The sequence below is a fragment of the Streptomyces sp. NPDC051963 genome (assembly GCF_044593495.1).
Taxonomy (GTDB): Bacteria; Actinomycetota; Actinomycetes; order Streptomycetales; family Streptomycetaceae; genus Streptomyces.
Window position 1 is genome coordinate 329511 of record NZ_JBIUCC010000001.1, and the last position, 14761, is coordinate 344271.

The following is a 14761-nucleotide window of genomic DNA, read 5'->3' on the forward strand; positions in this document are numbered from 1 at the left end:
GGGACAGCAGTCATGGACTTCGGCCTGAAGGACCGGGTGTACATCGTCACCGGTGGTACGCGCGGGCTGGGCAGAGCGGCCGCGCGTGAGCTGGTGGCGGACGGTGCGAGGGTCGTCGTCAGCGGCCGCCTGGAGCAGTCGGTGGCCTCCGCCGCGGCGGAGTTCGGCGGCCCGGGGCAGGCGGTCGGGGTCGTGGCCGACAACGCCGACACCGGGACGCCGGAACGGCTGATCTCCGCGGCCCGTTCTGCCTTCAACCGGCTGGACGGGGTGCTCATCAGCGTCGGCGGGCCGCCGACGGGCGCGTCGGACACCATCGACGACGACCAATGGCGCGCTGCCTTCGAGTCGGTCTTCCTCGGTGCGGTACGGCTGTCCCGCGCCGTCGCTGCGGAGCTCGGCGAGGGAGGCGTCATCGGCTTCGTCCTCTCCGGCTCCGTGTACGAGCCGATTCCCGGCCTCGCCATCTCCAACGCCCTGCGGCCGGCCCTGGCCGGATACGCGAAGACCCTCGCGAACGAACTGGGCCCGAGAGGGATCCGCGTCGTCGGCCTCCTGCCCGCCCACATCGAAACCGACCGGGTCCGCGAACTCGACGAGCTGACGGGCGACGCCGATGCCGCCCGCGAGCGTGCGACCGCCGACGTCCCTCTGCGCCGTTACGGAAGCCCGGACGAGTTCGGCCGCAGTGCGGCATTCCTGCTGTCGCCCGCCGCGTCGTACCTCACGGGCGTGATGCTGTCGATCGACGGCGGCGTACGCAAAGGCTTCTGACGGTCGGACATCTGAGGAGTCACCATGCCCGTCTACACCTGCACCACGGCCCTGGGATCGCTGACCGGCGAGTCGAGGGCCCTGCTGGCAGCCGAGATCACCCGGATTCACGCCGACATCAACCACGTGCCACCGGCCTACGTCAACGTGGTCTTCTCCGAGCTGCCTTCGGACAGTGTCTTCACGGGAGGGCAGTCGGCGTCACCGCTGATCCTCACCGGCTGGGTACGGCGGGGTCATCCGCAGAAGGAGGCGACGCGACTGGCCGTGGAGCTGTCCTCAGCGGTCGCCCGGGTCTCCGGCGTGGACGAGAGCCACATCATGGTGGTGCTCCAGGACAGTCCCGCCGGGTCCGCCGTCGAAGGCGGTCGTGTGCTGGCCGAACCGGGCGAGGAGAAGGAGTGGCTGCGCGGGACCGGTGCCTGAACGGTCAGGAATCGAGAAGCGCTGGTCACCGCGGCGCGCCTAGCGTGATGGCCATGGCATCCATCGAAACCATCACCCTCGAGGTGGCCGACCCCACGGCCGCCGACCGCTTCTACACCAACGCCTTCGGCCTGGACACGCAGATACGGCTGCGCGCCTCCGAGGCACCCACAACCGGCTTCCGGGGATTCACCCTGTCGCTCACGGTGTCCCAGCCCGCCACCGTCAACAGCCTCATCGACACCGCCCTCGAAGCCGGCGCCACACCGCTCAAGCCCGTCACGAAGTCGCTCTGGGGCTACGGCGGTGTCGTACAGGCCCCCGACGGGACGATCTGGAAGGTCGCGACCTCCGCGAAGAAGGACACCGGCCCCGCCACCCGCGAGATCGACCAGATGGTGCTCCTGCTGGGGGTCGCGGACGTGGCCGCCGGCAAACGGTTCTACGTCGGCCAAGGGCTCACCGTGGCGAAGAGCTTCGGCCGGATGTACGTCGAGTTCGATGCCGGGTCGAGTCCCGTGAAGCTGGGCCTGTACCGGCGCCGGGCCCTCGCCAAGGATGCGGGAGTGACGCCCGACGGCACCGGATCCCACCGCATCACGATCGGCGGCGACGCCGGGCCGTTCACCGACCCGGACGGGTTTGCCTGGCAGGCCGCAACGCCCGCTCGCACGCCCTGACATGTCATCGCGGCGCAGTAGGTCCCGGCGCGTGTGCTCCGGGACCTACTTGGCATCCTGGATCAGGCGGGGGTGATGTTCTCCGCCTGCGGGCCCTTCTGGCCCTGCGTGATGTCAAAGGTGACCGACTGGCCTTCCTGGAGCTCACGGAAGCCGGAGGCATTGATGTTGGAGTAGTGCGCGAAGACGTCCGGTCCGCCGCCGTCCTGGGCGATGAAGCCGAAGCCCTTTTCCGCGTTGAACCACTTGACGGTTCCGCTGGCCATGCTGGTGCCTCTCAGTCAGTGTCAGGAACCGCACCACGCGGCCCTGGAGAAGATCGCCCCGGTCACCCACAGCACAACACCCGCACCACAGCACGAGCACTCCACTGCCAACCACGACATCTCACCGCGACGCTACACGCCAAAACCGGCGGAGAACACGGTTGGGCGGGATGACGCTCGGGCCGGCAACTCGTGGGCGACCGTGGCATCGCCCGACGGGGTGAGACCCATGGGTGAACTCCGCGATCTCGGCGCGGCGTCACCGTCACGGCGAGAAGGGACGGCACCCGTCGAGGACTTCAAGCGCCTCTTCGGCCGCCGCGCGGGTTTCGGCCGTGGAGGTGTCCGAGGCGAGAGCGGTGAGCCTGGCCCGCAGTTGCTCCTCGTTCTGCGGCAGCCTCTTGGTCGCCACCAGCCAGTGGGCCAGGCCCTCCACGGCGTGGAAGCGGACCGTCTCGTCCGGGTCGTCCAGGGCATGGACGAAGCGCGGCAGGTCCTGGCCGGTGTTCTCGTCGGTGGCGTTGTCCGTGTCGAGGAGCGAGAGCGCAGCGGCCCTTACGTCGGGCGAAGGGGTCCGGTCCACGATCTGCCGGAGGCCGGGCAGCGCGTTCGCCAGGCCGATGAGCGCGTTGTGCGTCTGCCGGATCGTGTTCGGATCTGCGGCGAGGTGGGCCACCAACGCCCGGGCCACAGAACGGCGTTCCCAGGGGCGCAGTCCGTCGTCCACCAGTGCCTCCAGGCCTTCCACCGCGCCCGCGCGCACGTCGCCGTCGGGATCGTCCAGGAGTGGAAGCAGCAGCCAGACGGCGTCCCATCGCCCCGCCTGCCCGATGGCCTTCGCGGCGGCCGCACGCGTACGGCCGGGCAACGCGGGGTCGGTGACGGCCGTGCGCAGCGTCCCGGCGGCGGCGCGCGTCCCTGCGGCCCCCAACGCGTACGCGGCCGACGGGCCGGCCGCGGTATCGCCGAGCCATCGCGTGGCCGCCCCGGTCACCCGTTCCTCGGCCCGTCGGCCGAGCCCATGCATCAACAAGTCCGCGACCCTTGCCGACCGTTCGGCATCCAGAGCCTCCACCAAGGCGTCCTGCGTCTGCGCGTCCTTCACGTCGAGCAGCCGGCCCGCCACCGCACTCCGTACCTTGGCCGAATCGTCGCGGAGACCCTGGACCAGCGAATCGAGAAGGCGCTCGGTCCAATGTCCCGGGAGCAGTTGGAGAGCCTGCACACGAGCGTCTCCCGCGCCCTGCTCGGCCGTACGGACCACTTCGGCGCTGACGGCCGGGTCGTCCCGGAAGCGGTACACCAGGCTGCGGGCGCGTCCCCACACGGCGCCTTCCGGGTCGCCCAGCAGCGCCACGAGCGCGGGAACATCACCCGGCACGTCCAGGGCCCTCAAGCCGTCCAGACCGTTGATCCGCAGGTGATGGTCAGGATCGCGGAGCAGCGTCGAGAAGGACTCCACGATCTCCGGGTCGTCGAGCCCGAGTCGGATCGCGGCGCGTGAGGCCCGGCGTCGTACCCACGGATCCTCGTCGCCCATCAGGGCGGGCAGCACCGCACGTCCCGCCTCGGCGACCCCGAGCCGGCCGAGCCCCACGGCCACGGCCTCACGCACCTCGGGCGCGCGGTCGTCCGCCGATCCGACCAGCGCCCAGGCGTGTTCCTCCCGGCCGACCCTGCCCAGCCCTTTCACCGCGGCCGCACGCCGCCAGATGTCGCCGTCCGCCAGCTCCCGGAGGAAGAAGGCGATCTGCTGTTCCGCTCCCATGACACCCCGATGAGTCAGACCGGTGAGTCGGCCGGAGGTTGTACCGACGCACAGCCGAGTCCGGGGAGGGCAGGATGTCATGGCCGCGATGAGAAACGCGGCCGACAGCAGTCAGTCCTTTCAGGTAGGCGTCGAGTGGACGGAGAAGGACAGCATGCGGTTCGTGATCAAGATGCTGGCAGCGGCAGTGGCCGTCTGCCTCGTCGCGGTTCCCTCGGGCGGGGCGTACGCCGACGATCAGCCGGGCGGAAAGCGTTCGCACACGGGAGTCATCGACGGCGCCCCGTACAGGATCGAGATGCCGGAGCGGTGGAACGGCACCCTGGTGCTGTACAGCCACGGGTACTACCTCAAGGACTTCCTGCCGGAGAAGGTGGCGCTCACGGTCCACGACACGACCGAGAGCTGGCTGCTTCGGCACGGATACGCGCTTGCGGCGTCCGAGTACAAGAACAGAGGCATCGGCTACGCGGTCGAGGACGCCATGACCGACCAGATCGCGCTGCTGAACCACTTCCAGGCGAAGATCGGCAAGCCTCGCCGCACCATCAGCTACGGGATGTCACAGGGCGCGGTGATCGCGGCGCAGCTCGCCGAGCGTCATCCCCACAGGTTCGCGGGCACCGCGGGATTCTGCGGCGAGGTCGATACGCCCGGCTCGTGGAACACCGCGCTGGACATCCAGTTCGTCGTGAAGACGCTGCTGGCTCCGAACGCGGGCATCGACCTGGTACGGCCGACCGATCCGGCCACCGCCGCGGCGCACGCCGAGGCGCTGGCGGCGGCGGTACGCGACGCCCGCGGTTCGGCGGCGGGACGTGCACGATTGGCACTGGCCGGAGCCGTCGGCAACATCCCCACCTGGTTCTCGCCGTTCGAGCCCGAGCCGAAGAAGCCGGCCGAGCGGATCGTCGCGCAGTCCCTGTGGGTCGAGTACGCATACGGTTACGGCCTCGGCACCACCGGTCGCCTCGACCTGGAGGTCCGGGCCGGCGGCAACCCGTCGTGGAACACCGGCATCGACTACCGGCGCCAGCTCGCCAAGTCCAGCCGGCTCGACCTCGTCCGCGAGGCGTACGGCGCCGCGGGACTGGACCTCGACGCGGACCTGGACGGCCTTGCCGCCGCGGAGCGGATCAGCGCGGACCCGGCCGCTGTCGCGTACACCAAGCAGCACGGTCTGGTCGACGGCACGGCGCAGTCCCCGACGCTCACCCTGCACACCACGGGTGACGGCGGGGCCGTCAACGACCAGGTGCGGTGGTGGGCGGACCAGGTGGAGCAGCACGGCAACGCCGAGTTCCGACAGCTCTACCTCGCTCGCGGCGGGCACTGCTCCTACACCGCGGCGGAGGAGATCGTCTCGCTGCGCACCCTGCACCGCCAGATCGAGACCGGACGGTGGGGGAACCTCGACCCGTCGAAGCTGGACACCGTCGTCGGAAAGTTCGGTCCCGAGTACCAGAACGTGCTCGACTTCGGGACCGGCGAGACCAAGGCAGTGGCCCCTGCGTTCACCGAGTACACGCCGCCCGTCTTCCTCCGTCCGACCCGCTGACACCCACCTCCACTCCAGGCGCGGAGCGGCGACGCCTGCGGACGCCGAGCAGGCGTCTTGCCCGCGGTCATCCTTGAGTTGCACGAAGGCCCCCCAGCGCGGCGGATCATCCTCCACCGGGCGGGGGACGCCGGAGGACCGGACGGGCTGCGATCTTCGAAATGCATCACGCGAACGATGCCTGACGAATCGAAGGAGCAGTGATGTCCGACGTCCTCCCCCACACTCCCCCGGCGAACGGGAACCTGCGCCGCACTCGGATCGCCGCGCACGCAGTGCCCTTCATCATCCTGCCCTCGGGGCTGTGGCGCATGGGAGTGATGCTGGCCGTCCCCGGCTTCGGCACGGCTGAGGCCCGCGATCACGGCGGTGGGCTCGATCTGTATCTGATCCTGCTCTTCGTGGTCTCCGAGGCGCTCGGGCTGCTGACGCTGGGGCTGGTCCAGCCATGGGGCGAGTCGGTGCCGCGCTGGATACCGCTGCTGGGCGGACGCCGCATCCCCCCGCTCGCCGCGGTGGTCCCGGCCGCACTGGGCGCGCTCGCATCCCTGTGGGTCGTGTACTACTTCTTCCTGTCCATCCTGTTCGAAGGATTTCCCCCCGGACACACGACCACGGAAGAGGTCGTCCTGACGGTCTGTTACCTGCCGCTGCTCGCCTGGGGGCCGCTTCTGGGATCGGTGACGTACGCCTACTACCGCCGACGCACGAGCGAACAGTGACTCCGGGTCACTCGCTCAGGCCGTCACGGTGTCCGGCGTCGGCACGGACAGGTGCATGAGCGCCTGGGCTGCCAGGCGATAGCCGAAGGCTCCCAGGCCGACCACGACGCCGCTCGCCAGCGGGGCGATGACCGATTCGTGCCGGAACTGTTCGCGGGCCCATACGTTGCTGAGGTGCACCTCGATCCACGGCGGGGCGTAGCTGGCGAGCGCGTCGCGCAGACTCCAGCCGGCGATCATCAGGGCACCGGGATTGACTATCGCGCCGACGGTGGTGTCGCTGTGCGCGTGAACGGCGCCGACGAGCTGCCCTTCCGAGTCGTGCTGTACGGAGGTCACTTCCCATCCGCGGACGCTTATTTCCTCGGCGACCGCCGCCTCGATGTCGGCAAGTGTGTCGGTGCCGTATATCTCCGGCTCGCGTCGGCCCAGGATGCCCAGATTGGGACCGTTCAAGAGAAGCACGACACTCAAGGTGGCCACCTCGGTATTCATATTCACCCGGGAACTCTGGACGGCTTCCATGCTGTCGCCACCCAACGCCTCACGCCACCATCAATGCTGATAGTTCGAGTCGCTTTTGAGCCGACGCTCACGCGGCCCGGCTGCGCTCCTGGCCATGCCGCTCAAAGGTCGCTCGTACTCTGCTCGACTCCCCCCATACTCTGCGTCGTTCGGCATCGCCGCTGCAGCACCACCCGCCCTACCCTTACTCGGACGACACGGATCCCATGGCAGGAGATGTGATGCTCGATTCTCCGTTTCGCTTGCGGTTACCCCCCGTATTTTCCGTGATGCGCGTCTGTCAGAGCAGCCCATGCGAAACCGCCAACCTGTCCGAGTCCTCTTTTTCCGCGTGGTCGCGCGGAGATCTCGCAGAAGGCATTCGCCTGGCGGGCGCCGCCAGTCAAACAGAACCTGAATGCACCGGAAATTGCAAGGGTTTGGCAAAAATCTGGCTCGCCGCTTTGCTGGTCAGAATCCGCGATCTTTCATCCGGAGCGCGGGTCCTTTCCGACGCGGACGAACTGACGGCTGCGCGGCCCGAGGTGGGCGGCGGCCTGGTGACTGCTTCCCTGCTCTGCGCGGCGGAACTCGCGTTCGCCAAGGGGGATGTCGACACCGCTGTCGATCTCGCCCGCAAGGGCGTCGACCAGGCGCAGCGAACCGGCCCCCACCGCTTTCTGCCCGATGCGCACACGGTGATGGCGCTCAGCGCGCTGCGGCAGGGCAACATGAGCGTGAGCATGGAGTTCGCGAATCAACTGCGGGACTGCGCTCTTCTCGGCCAGACCGCCCACAGGCCGAGTCAGTGTGCCTGGGCCGCGGCCCAGCTCCTTGAGGTGCAGGGTGGTGCGGTGAGCGCTGCCCAGCTCATCGTGGGCATCATCATGGACGACCTGCTGCTGGTGGAGCTGTTGGCGTCACAGCCCGCCGCTGCCGCCTGGCTCGTTCGGGCCACCCGGAAGCTGGGCGACGAAGCGCTCGCCCGGCGGGTGGTCTCGGTGGCCGACGCGCTCGCGACGCGCAACCCCGGGCTCCGTTCCGTGTCGGCGGCGGCGATGCACGCCGGCGGACTCCTGGACAGGAATCCGGAGAGGGTCGTCGCCGCGGCCGCCTCGCATCTGGACCCGTGGGCCGGCGCGTCCGCCTGTGAAGACGCCGGAAAGCTCTTCGCCGCACGGCCTGCGGAGCGTGAACGGGCGGTCGAGGCCCTCGAATCGGCTGTGGACGGCTACTCGAATTCCGCGGCTCCGCGAGACGCCCGCAGGGTGGTGAGCCGGCTTCGCGCACTCGGAGTGCGGCGTGGCCGCTATCCGCAGTACTCCGGCCAGGGCAGCGTGAACACGAGCTCGCTCACCAACACCGAGGCCGCCGTGGCCGAGTTGGTGAGCCAGGGGTTCACCAACTCCCAAGTCGGAGATCGTCTGTTCATCTCCGGTCACACTGTGGCGTTCCATCTGAAGAAGATCTTCCGCAAGATGAACGTGGCTTCGCGTGTGGAGTTGACGAGGGCGTGGAGCCAGATTTCAGGCACGGCCACCGGGAGCGCGAACGCCGGGTGAGGGCCACCGGATCCGGTTCCGGTGGCCGAGATCGGGCCTGGCCCGTCAGGTGCGCGGGACCGTCACGGCGGTGATCGCCAGGCCCTTGCGTACCGCCCACCGTCCTTCGAAGTGCGTGAGCCGTCGGCCGCCCACGCGCGGCCCCGGGACCAGAAGCGCGGCCCGGAAACCGCCGTGCGGCGGCGTCCCCGGGGCGGTCTCGAACTCGATGTCCGCGTCCAGGAAGTCGAGGTGGTCCCCGGTCAGCGGGAACCACGCTTTGAAGACGGACTCCTTGGCGCTGAACAGCAGTTGGTCCCAGTGCACGGCGGGATGCCGTGCGGACAGATACCGCAGACGCCCCTGTTCGGAGGGCAGACGGACAGCGTCCAGGACCTCCTCGGGAAGCGGGGCGTGGGGTTCGGCGTCGATGCCGACTGAGACCAGGTCGGTGGCGTGGGCCACGGCGGCGGCGCGGTAGCCGTCGCAGTGGGTCATGCTGCCGACCAGGCCCGGCGGCCAGCACGGGGCGCCACGGGGAGAGCTGGGAATCGGCCGCGGCGCCCTGCCCAGCTCCGCCATGGCGCGGCGGGCGCAGGCCCGCACGGTGGCGAACTCCCGGCGACGCCGCTCGACCGCATCGGCAATGAGTGCCTGCTCCTCGGGATAAAGGGACGCGGCCTCGTCGTCGCCGTACATCACCGCGACGGCCACCGATGCGGGGAGCAGTTCTCCGATCACAGGATCCGGCGCAGCCTTCCCGGCGGCCCCTGGCGCTTGTTCCACTCGCGGGGATAGCCCACGGACACCTCTTCGAAGCGGACACCCTCGTGGTGGGTGGTCCGCGGGATGTGGAGATGGCCGTACACCATGGCCTGGACCCGGAATCTGCGGTGCCAGTCGGCGGTCAGCCGGGTGCCGCACCACATGGCGAACTCCGGGTACCACAGCACGTCCATGGGGTGCCGATCGAGCGGGTAGTGGTTGACGAGCACGGTGGGCAGGTCGCCGGGGAGTTCGGCGAGCCTGCGTTCGGTGGCGGCGACCCGGGCCCGGCACCAGGCCTCGCGGCTCGGGTAGGGGTCGGGGTGCAGCAGGTTCTCGTCGTTGCAGAGGACGCCGGTGCTGTGCGCGTAGGCCAGCCCCTCGTCCTTGGTGGTGCACCCGGCGGGCAGGAAGGAGTAGTCGTACAGCAGGAACAGCGGCGCCACCGCCACCGGGCCGTCGGGGCCGTCCCAGACGGGATACGGGTCCTCGGGCGTGGTGACGCCCAGTTCGCGGCACAGGTCGACCAGGTGCTCGTAGCGGGCGACACCGCGCAGGGTGAGGGTGTCGCTCGGGTGGGTCCACAGTTCGTGGTTGCCGGGGACCCAGATGACCTTGCGGAAGCGACCGGCGAGAGTCTTCAGGCACCAGTGGATGTCGGCGACGTTCTCCCCCACGTCGCCGGCCACCAGCAGCCAGTCGTCGTCCGTTTCCGGTGCCATCCGCTCGACCAGGGCACGGTTGTCGGCGTAACTGACGTGAAGGTCGCTGATGGCCAGCAGTTGTCCGCTGCCGTCGGCCGTCCTGCTCAACTCCCGCCCCTTTCGGCGCTCATGTCGGTCGGCGCCACGGTGGGCCCCGCTGTCCGAGCCGTCACACCGAGGCGGGCGGCAGGGACGTCAGGTCGCGTGTCTTCGTGTCGGCCAGGCCCATTTCCGCCTCGGCGTTCTCATCGATCCGGGCCATGGCGATACGGAGAATGGGCGGCGCCATGAGCGAGGTCACGATCGCGACGAGGACGATGATGGTGTACGTCTCGGAGCCGAGCACCCCGAGTTTGAGGCCCACCATGGCCACGATGACCTCGATCACGCCCCGGGAGTTCATGCCGGCTCCGAGTGCGAGAGCCTCCCAGCGGCCCAGTCCGCTCATCTTCGCCCCGATGTAGGCGCCCACGAACTTGCCGAGGATCGCCACCGCGAGCACGGCGCACGCCGTGGCCAGGACGGTGGGCCTGACGAGGGCGGACAGGTCCATCCGGATACCGGCCGTGGCGAAGAAGACCGGTGCGAGGAAGGCGAGGACCGTGGTCCGCAGCGGGGCCAGCTTCTCGTGGTCCAGCTCGCCGCTCGTGGCGATCAGTACGCCGCACACGAAGGCGCCGAAGACCGCCTCCAGTCGCAGTGCCTGCGTGGCCGCGGCACCGAACAGAACGATCACCGTCGCCACCGCGACGGTGGGCCCAGGAGACGCGGAGCGGCCCGCCGCGCGCAGCGCCCACTTCACCAGGGGGCGGCCCACGAGCCAGGCGGTCACCACGACGCCCACGGGGTAGAGCAGGGAGGTGGCGATCGTTCCGGTGGTCAGCCCGGCGGTCGCCATCGCCGACACGATGGAGAGCAGGAACCAGCCGACCACGTCGTCGATGACGCCGGCGGCAAGGGTCAGCTGCCCGACGTCGCGATGCATGAGGTTCATGTCCATGAGCGTCTTGGCGATCACCGGGATCGCGGTGACGCACATGGCCACGCCGAGGAACAGCGCGAAGACCGTCGGGCTCGTGTCGCCCTCCATGAGCGACGAGGGAAGCAGATAGCCGACGCCGACGCCGAGCCCGAGGGGCAGGAGCAGACCGGCGAGGCTCACCCGGAGCGCCGTGTGCCGGCGGCGTCTGACGAGGTCGAACTTCAGCTCCATCCCGGTGATGCCGACGAGCAGGATGACACCCACCTGCCCCACCGCGTCGAGCAGATGCTGCTGGCCGGGATCCTTCGGCAGCAGCCAGTCGGCGAGAGAAGGCCATACGTGGCTGAGGAGCGAGGGGCCGACGATGACGCCGGCGAGCAGCTCGCCGACGATCGCCGGCATCTTGAACCGCGCGGCCAACTGCCCCAGGGACAGGGCCAGAAGAAGCAGCACCGCCAACTGGAGCAAGAACACCAGCAGCGAGTGGTGGGGAAGGGTCGGCACGGGCGCGGAGCTCATCATCTCGGTCACCCTCAGATCCGGGCTTCGCGACGCGCGGCGGCATCCTGGCGGGCCAGTCGGTCGGCAAGGAGAGCCGTCACGGGAGCGCTCTGGTCTACGAGGTAGAAGTGGCCGCCCGGGAACACCTGGAGCTCTGTCGGGCCGGTGGTGTGCTCTTCCCAGGCCACCGCCTCCTCGATAGAGACCCGGGGGTCGCTGTCCCCGGTGAGCGCCGTCACCGGGCATTCCAGCTTTCGGCCGGGTTCGCAGCGGTGGGCTATGACGGCCTGGTAGTCACTGCGGATCGCGGGCATGATCATGTCCCGTATCTCCGGGTCGGCGATCAGGGCCGCGGGGGTGCCGCTCAGGCGGAGCAGCTCGGCCACGATCTCCTCGTCCGACCTGGGGTCGACCTTCTCGCCGCGCGTGCTGGACGGGGCCCGTCGGCCGGAGGCGAAGAGCCGCAGGGGCGCGGGCAGGCCGGCGTCCTGCATACGCAGCGCGATCTCGTAGGCGAGGACGGCGCCCATGCTGTGTCCGAACAGCGCCAGGGGGCGGTCGTCGAGGTGGCGTATCGCCGCAAAGATCTGGTCTGCCATGTCGGACAGCACGGTGATGTGCGGTTCGTGGCGCCGGTCCTGGCGTCCCGGGTACTGCACCGCCAGCACGTCCACGGTGGGTGCGAGCGCCTTGGACAGCGGAAAGTAGAAGCTCGCGGCCCCGCCGGCGTGCGGCAGGCATACGAGGCGGACACTGCTGTCCGGCGTCGGGTGGAATTGGCGCAGCCATTTTCCGAACTGTTCCGATGGTTGAGGCACGGCCAGAAATTCCTTCCAGGAATCGTCCATTGGCATGCTGTGATCCTGCCGCAGTGCGCTTCGCATACTGAACCTGTATGGAATTGAAGAGAACTTGAGCTTCTCTGGAGCGGTGGCATGAATTTCATTGACGCGGTGACATCGATTTCGCATGCCTCGGGCATCATGGCCGACGGCCTGCCGTTCACCCCGTAGGAGGCAATCACCGTGAAGATCGTCGCGGAGACCGACAAGTGCGTCGGCGCGGGTCAGTGCGCGCTCATCGCGCCCGAGGTGTTCGACCAGGGCGAGGACGACGGCATCGTCGTCGTGCTGAACACCGAACCCGGGAGCGCGCTCCGGCCGGCGGTCGGCGAGGCCGTCGACCTGTGCCCGGCCCGGGCGCTCTCCCTCACCGACTGACCCTGGGTCGGGCAGAGCGCCGGGCTCGGGGGCGGCGTCGGCTCAGACGGGCCGCCGGGCGACGATCCTGGCGTGGTGGGGGTCGGTCCTGCCCGCCTCGACCAGCGTGTCCAGTGCCTCGTCCAGGAACTCGTCGACGCGGTCGCCGAGGACCTCGGCCTGGGAGGCGAACCAGGTCCGCTTGAACCGCCTGCGCATCTCGGCCAGTTCCTCGGGGGTCGGGGCTGTCCCCTTCTTCCTGCTGAACGGGTGGGGAAGTTCCGGCTCGTAGTGGGTGAGCTCCAGCCCGGCCTCCGTGAGGACATCGGCCACCCAGTCGGCCGGATAGTCGCGCATCGCCGGTGGCACCGCTGCGAACAGGTCCTTCCACTTCGGGGTGTCCGCGATCTCCCGCAGGATGCCGAACAGCCCGGTGCCCTCGCTGCGCGGCTGGGCACCCGTCCACTGCAACACGAGGTAACCGCCCGGGCGGAGGGCGCGGGCCATGCGGCGCAGCGGCTCCTCGGCCTCGGACACCCAGTGCAGCACCCAGGAGGAGTGGACCACGTCGAACCGCCCCTGTGGGAGGTCCAGTTGCTCGACCGTACGGACCTCGGTGTGCACGGGGAGTCCGGCGCAGAGCTGCCGGGTGGCGTCCACCATGGACGGTGAGGCGTCGCAGGCCCGGACTTCGAAGCCCCGCTCCGCGACGGTGCGTGCGATCTCACCGGCGCCGCAGCCGACCTCGGCGAAGCTGCCTCCCCGTTCCAGGGCGTCGCCCGCGAGCGAGAGCGCGGCCAGCGCTGTCCTGACGTGGGGCGAGTTCACTTTCACGTATTCCTCGGCGACCCAGGCGTTGGTTTCGGTCATAGGTGAAGTCCTGTTCTGTGTCGGGGAAGTGTGGGTGCTCAGACGAGTCGCAGCGGGAGCCGCTCGCACCGGGTGACCCCGGGCCGCAGCACCCAGGGGATCTGGTCTCGCTCCACCGCGAGGGACACGTCCGGAAAACGCGTGAACAGCGCGTGCAGCGCGACCTCCGCCTCCTGGAGGGCAAGAGGCCTGCCCAGGCAGTAGTGCGCTCCGCGCCCGAACCCGAGGTGCCTCTCGCCGCCGCCGTGGTCCCGGCCGATGTCCAGCCGCTCGGGGTCGTCGAACTGACGCGGGTCGGTGTTCGCGGGCAGGATCAGCGGCAGGATCGTGGAGCCCGCCGGGATCGTCGTGCCGCCCAGCTCGACGTCCTCCGACGGGTACCGGGGCACCCCCCACTGCGTGGGGCCAAGGCGCATGAGTTCGTGCACCGCCTGGGGCCACCGGGACGGGTCGTCGCGCAGCAGCGCGAGCTGGTCCGGATTTTCCAGCAGGGCGAGTACGGCGGTGGCGAGCAGCTGCGTCGTCGTCTCGTGGCCGGTGATGACGAGGGTGAAGACCAGGGTGACCATCTCCCGTTCGGTCAGACGGTCGCCGTCGTCCTCCTGGGCCTCGACGAGTCCGGTGATCAGGTCGTCGCGCGGCTCGGCGCGCCGGCGGGCGATCACATCCAGCATGTGGTCGACGCACTCGCGCATGACGGTGGGGATGCGCTCCCGGTGCTCCGTGGGCGAGCCCAGACAGGCCCCCCACTCGTACCATGGCGCGCGGTCGGCCTCGTCGATCCCGACCAGCTCGCAGATCACGGTGAACGGCAGCGGGTAGCAGAACGACTCCATGAGGTCGACCGGCGTTCCGTCGCGTTCCTCCTCGGCCATCCGGTCGAGCAGCGTCGCGGTGATCTCCTCGACCCGCGGGCGCAGTCCGGCCACCCGGCGTGCGGTGAACGCCCGGGAGACCAGACCCCGCAGTCGGCGGTGGTGGGCGCCGTCGATCTGCATGAGCTTGTCGTCGAGGTAGTCGACCAGGTCGGACGGGATGTTGAGCTGCTTCATGATGGTGGTCCGGACGTTCGGTGCGTCCGGCACCGAGGCCGGGTCGTTGAGGAACCGTGGGTCGGTGAGGACCCGGCGCACATCGTCGTAGCGGCTGACCAGCCACATCGGTGACCCGCCCAGGATCGTGCCGGTCGGCGTCGGGGCCTGTTCGCGCAGCCGCGCGTATCCGGCGAACGGGTCTGCCACCAGCTCCGGCGAGAGGAGTTCGACCGGGGCGGCCGTGGTCTCGGCGGTGACGGTCATACATCTCCCTTTTCTGTGTGGGGGGGAATGTTTCCGTGGGGGGAAAGCTCTTCCGCGTGGGGAAACGGCCATCGGCGCATTGCCGCTCCAGCACGGCTCCACCGTCGATCGAGGAGAGGCTGGGTGCCGATCCCGTAAAATTGCGTGGCAGTACCACACGCTAGAACTCGAGATTCCGGTACGGCATCCCTCGACCTGATAGG

16 protein-coding genes are annotated in these 14761 nt (G+C 69.4%); 7 read left to right on the forward strand and 9 right to left on the reverse strand.

What is annotated here, in order from left to right:
- Nucleotides 1–12 precede the first annotated feature (12 nt).
- Genes ACIHFB_RS01455 through ACIHFB_RS01465 form a run of 3 tightly spaced genes read left to right on the forward strand, consistent with a single transcriptional unit; the run spans nucleotide 13 to nucleotide 1880 of the window.
- Entirely contained in the window at nucleotides 13–774 is a 762-nt protein-coding gene (locus ACIHFB_RS01455) for an SDR family oxidoreductase (protein WP_400124870.1), read from the forward strand.
- A 24-nt stretch (nucleotides 775–798) separates the two neighbouring features.
- Nucleotides 799–1200 carry a tautomerase family protein gene (locus tag ACIHFB_RS01460; RefSeq protein WP_400124871.1) on the forward strand — a complete coding sequence of 134 codons (402 nt, stop codon included), beginning with the start codon at nucleotides 799–801 and terminating at the stop codon, nucleotides 1198–1200.
- Between the two features lie 53 nt (nucleotides 1201–1253).
- A complete protein-coding gene (locus ACIHFB_RS01465) occupies nucleotides 1254–1880 on the forward strand; it encodes a glyoxalase (RefSeq protein WP_400124872.1) in 627 nt (208 codons plus the stop codon).
- A gap of 62 nt (nucleotides 1881–1942) precedes the next feature.
- Here ACIHFB_RS01465 and ACIHFB_RS01470 read toward each other — a convergent pair whose 3' ends face one another.
- Together ACIHFB_RS01470 and ACIHFB_RS01475 are read right to left on the reverse strand one after the other, a co-directional pair.
- Nucleotides 1943–2146, reverse strand: coding sequence for a cold-shock protein (locus ACIHFB_RS01470; protein ID WP_210583575.1), 204 nt, complete (start codon nucleotides 2144–2146; stop codon nucleotides 1943–1945).
- A gap of 265 nt (nucleotides 2147–2411) precedes the next feature.
- Nucleotides 2412–3914 (reverse strand): HEAT repeat domain-containing protein, encoded by a 1503-nt coding sequence (locus ACIHFB_RS01475; protein WP_400124873.1) that lies wholly within the window; start codon nucleotides 3912–3914, stop codon nucleotides 2412–2414.
- 79 nt (nucleotides 3915–3993) lie between these two features.
- Between ACIHFB_RS01475 and ACIHFB_RS01480 the strand changes: the two genes are divergently transcribed.
- Both ACIHFB_RS01480 and ACIHFB_RS01485 read left to right on the forward strand, forming a co-directional pair.
- Nucleotides 3994–5472, forward strand: a complete 1479-nt coding sequence (locus tag ACIHFB_RS01480) for a hypothetical protein (RefSeq protein WP_400124874.1) — start codon at nucleotides 3994–3996, stop codon at nucleotides 5470–5472.
- 203 nt (nucleotides 5473–5675) lie between these two features.
- On the forward strand, nucleotides 5676–6194 hold the full coding sequence (locus ACIHFB_RS01485; RefSeq protein ID WP_365282320.1) for a hypothetical protein: 519 nt from the start codon (nucleotides 5676–5678) through the stop codon (nucleotides 6192–6194).
- 15 nt (nucleotides 6195–6209) lie between these two features.
- Here the strand turns inward: ACIHFB_RS01485 and ACIHFB_RS01490 are convergent, their stop codons facing one another.
- Nucleotides 6210–6668: a type II 3-dehydroquinate dehydratase gene (locus ACIHFB_RS01490; RefSeq protein ID WP_365282360.1), complete on the reverse strand. Its 459-nt coding sequence runs from the start codon at nucleotides 6666–6668 to the stop codon at nucleotides 6210–6212.
- Between the two features lie 272 nt (nucleotides 6669–6940).
- Between ACIHFB_RS01490 and ACIHFB_RS01495 the strand changes: the two genes are divergently transcribed.
- A complete protein-coding gene (locus tag ACIHFB_RS01495; protein WP_400124875.1) occupies nucleotides 6941–8260 on the forward strand; it encodes a LuxR C-terminal-related transcriptional regulator in 1320 nt (439 codons plus the stop codon).
- A gap of 45 nt (nucleotides 8261–8305) precedes the next feature.
- On the opposite strand, the gene ACIHFB_RS01500 is transcribed toward ACIHFB_RS01495, so the two are convergent.
- The 4 genes from ACIHFB_RS01500 to ACIHFB_RS01515 form a co-directional block, all read right to left on the reverse strand.
- On the reverse strand, nucleotides 8306–8980 hold the full coding sequence (locus tag ACIHFB_RS01500) for a 4'-phosphopantetheinyl transferase superfamily protein (RefSeq protein ID WP_365282322.1): 675 nt from the start codon (nucleotides 8978–8980) through the stop codon (nucleotides 8306–8308).
- Nucleotides 8977–9816 carry a metallophosphoesterase gene (locus ACIHFB_RS01505; RefSeq protein WP_365282323.1) on the reverse strand — a complete coding sequence of 280 codons (840 nt, stop codon included), beginning with the start codon at nucleotides 9814–9816 and terminating at the stop codon, nucleotides 8977–8979. Before ACIHFB_RS01505 ends, ACIHFB_RS01500 begins: the two co-directional genes overlap by 4 nt.
- A gap of 61 nt (nucleotides 9817–9877) precedes the next feature.
- A complete protein-coding gene (locus ACIHFB_RS01510; protein ID WP_400124876.1) occupies nucleotides 9878–11212 on the reverse strand; it encodes a cation:proton antiporter in 1335 nt (444 codons plus the stop codon).
- 11 nt (nucleotides 11213–11223) lie between these two features.
- Nucleotides 11224–12009: an alpha/beta fold hydrolase gene (locus ACIHFB_RS01515; protein WP_365282325.1), complete on the reverse strand. Its 786-nt coding sequence runs from the start codon at nucleotides 12007–12009 to the stop codon at nucleotides 11224–11226.
- Between the two features lie 207 nt (nucleotides 12010–12216).
- Between ACIHFB_RS01515 and ACIHFB_RS01520 the strand changes: the two genes are divergently transcribed.
- A complete protein-coding gene (locus tag ACIHFB_RS01520) occupies nucleotides 12217–12411 on the forward strand; it encodes a ferredoxin (RefSeq protein ID WP_365282326.1) in 195 nt (64 codons plus the stop codon).
- Nucleotides 12412–12453: 42 nt separating this feature from the next.
- On the opposite strand, the gene ACIHFB_RS01525 is transcribed toward ACIHFB_RS01520, so the two are convergent.
- Nucleotides 12454–13260, reverse strand: a complete 807-nt coding sequence (locus tag ACIHFB_RS01525; RefSeq protein ID WP_365282327.1) for a methyltransferase domain-containing protein — start codon at nucleotides 13258–13260, stop codon at nucleotides 12454–12456.
- 38 nt (nucleotides 13261–13298) lie between these two features.
- Nucleotides 13299–14558 carry a cytochrome P450 gene (locus ACIHFB_RS01530; protein WP_400124877.1) on the reverse strand — a complete coding sequence of 420 codons (1260 nt, stop codon included), beginning with the start codon at nucleotides 14556–14558 and terminating at the stop codon, nucleotides 13299–13301.
- Nucleotides 14559–14761 lie beyond the last annotated feature (203 nt).

Excerpts from the sequence above, each read along its gene's own strand:
- ACIHFB_RS01455 (WP_400124870.1), top strand. The coding sequence starts at position 13 with ATGGACTTCGGCCTGAAGGACCGGGTGTACATCGTCACCGGTGGTACG.
- ACIHFB_RS01460 (WP_400124871.1), top strand. The coding sequence starts at position 799 with ATGCCCGTCTACACCTGCACCACGGCCCTGGGATCGCTGACCGGCGAG.
- ACIHFB_RS01465 (WP_400124872.1), top strand. The coding sequence starts at position 1,254 with ATGGCATCCATCGAAACCATCACCCTCGAGGTGGCCGACCCCACGGCC.
- ACIHFB_RS01470 (WP_210583575.1), bottom strand. The coding sequence starts at position 2,146 with ATGGCCAGCGGAACCGTCAAGTGGTTCAACGCGGAAAAGGGCTTCGGC.
- ACIHFB_RS01475 (WP_400124873.1), bottom strand. The coding sequence starts at position 3,914 with ATGGGAGCGGAACAGCAGATCGCCTTCTTCCTCCGGGAGCTGGCGGAC.
- ACIHFB_RS01480 (WP_400124874.1), top strand. The coding sequence starts at position 3,994 with ATGGCCGCGATGAGAAACGCGGCCGACAGCAGTCAGTCCTTTCAGGTA.
- ACIHFB_RS01485 (WP_365282320.1), top strand. The coding sequence starts at position 5,676 with ATGTCCGACGTCCTCCCCCACACTCCCCCGGCGAACGGGAACCTGCGC.
- ACIHFB_RS01495 (WP_400124875.1), top strand. The coding sequence starts at position 6,941 with ATGCTCGATTCTCCGTTTCGCTTGCGGTTACCCCCCGTATTTTCCGTG.
- ACIHFB_RS01510 (WP_400124876.1), bottom strand. The coding sequence starts at position 11,212 with ATGATGAGCTCCGCGCCCGTGCCGACCCTTCCCCACCACTCGCTGCTG.
- ACIHFB_RS01525 (WP_365282327.1), bottom strand. The coding sequence starts at position 13,260 with ATGACCGAAACCAACGCCTGGGTCGCCGAGGAATACGTGAAAGTGAAC.
- ACIHFB_RS01530 (WP_400124877.1), bottom strand. The coding sequence starts at position 14,558 with ATGACCGTCACCGCCGAGACCACGGCCGCCCCGGTCGAACTCCTCTCG.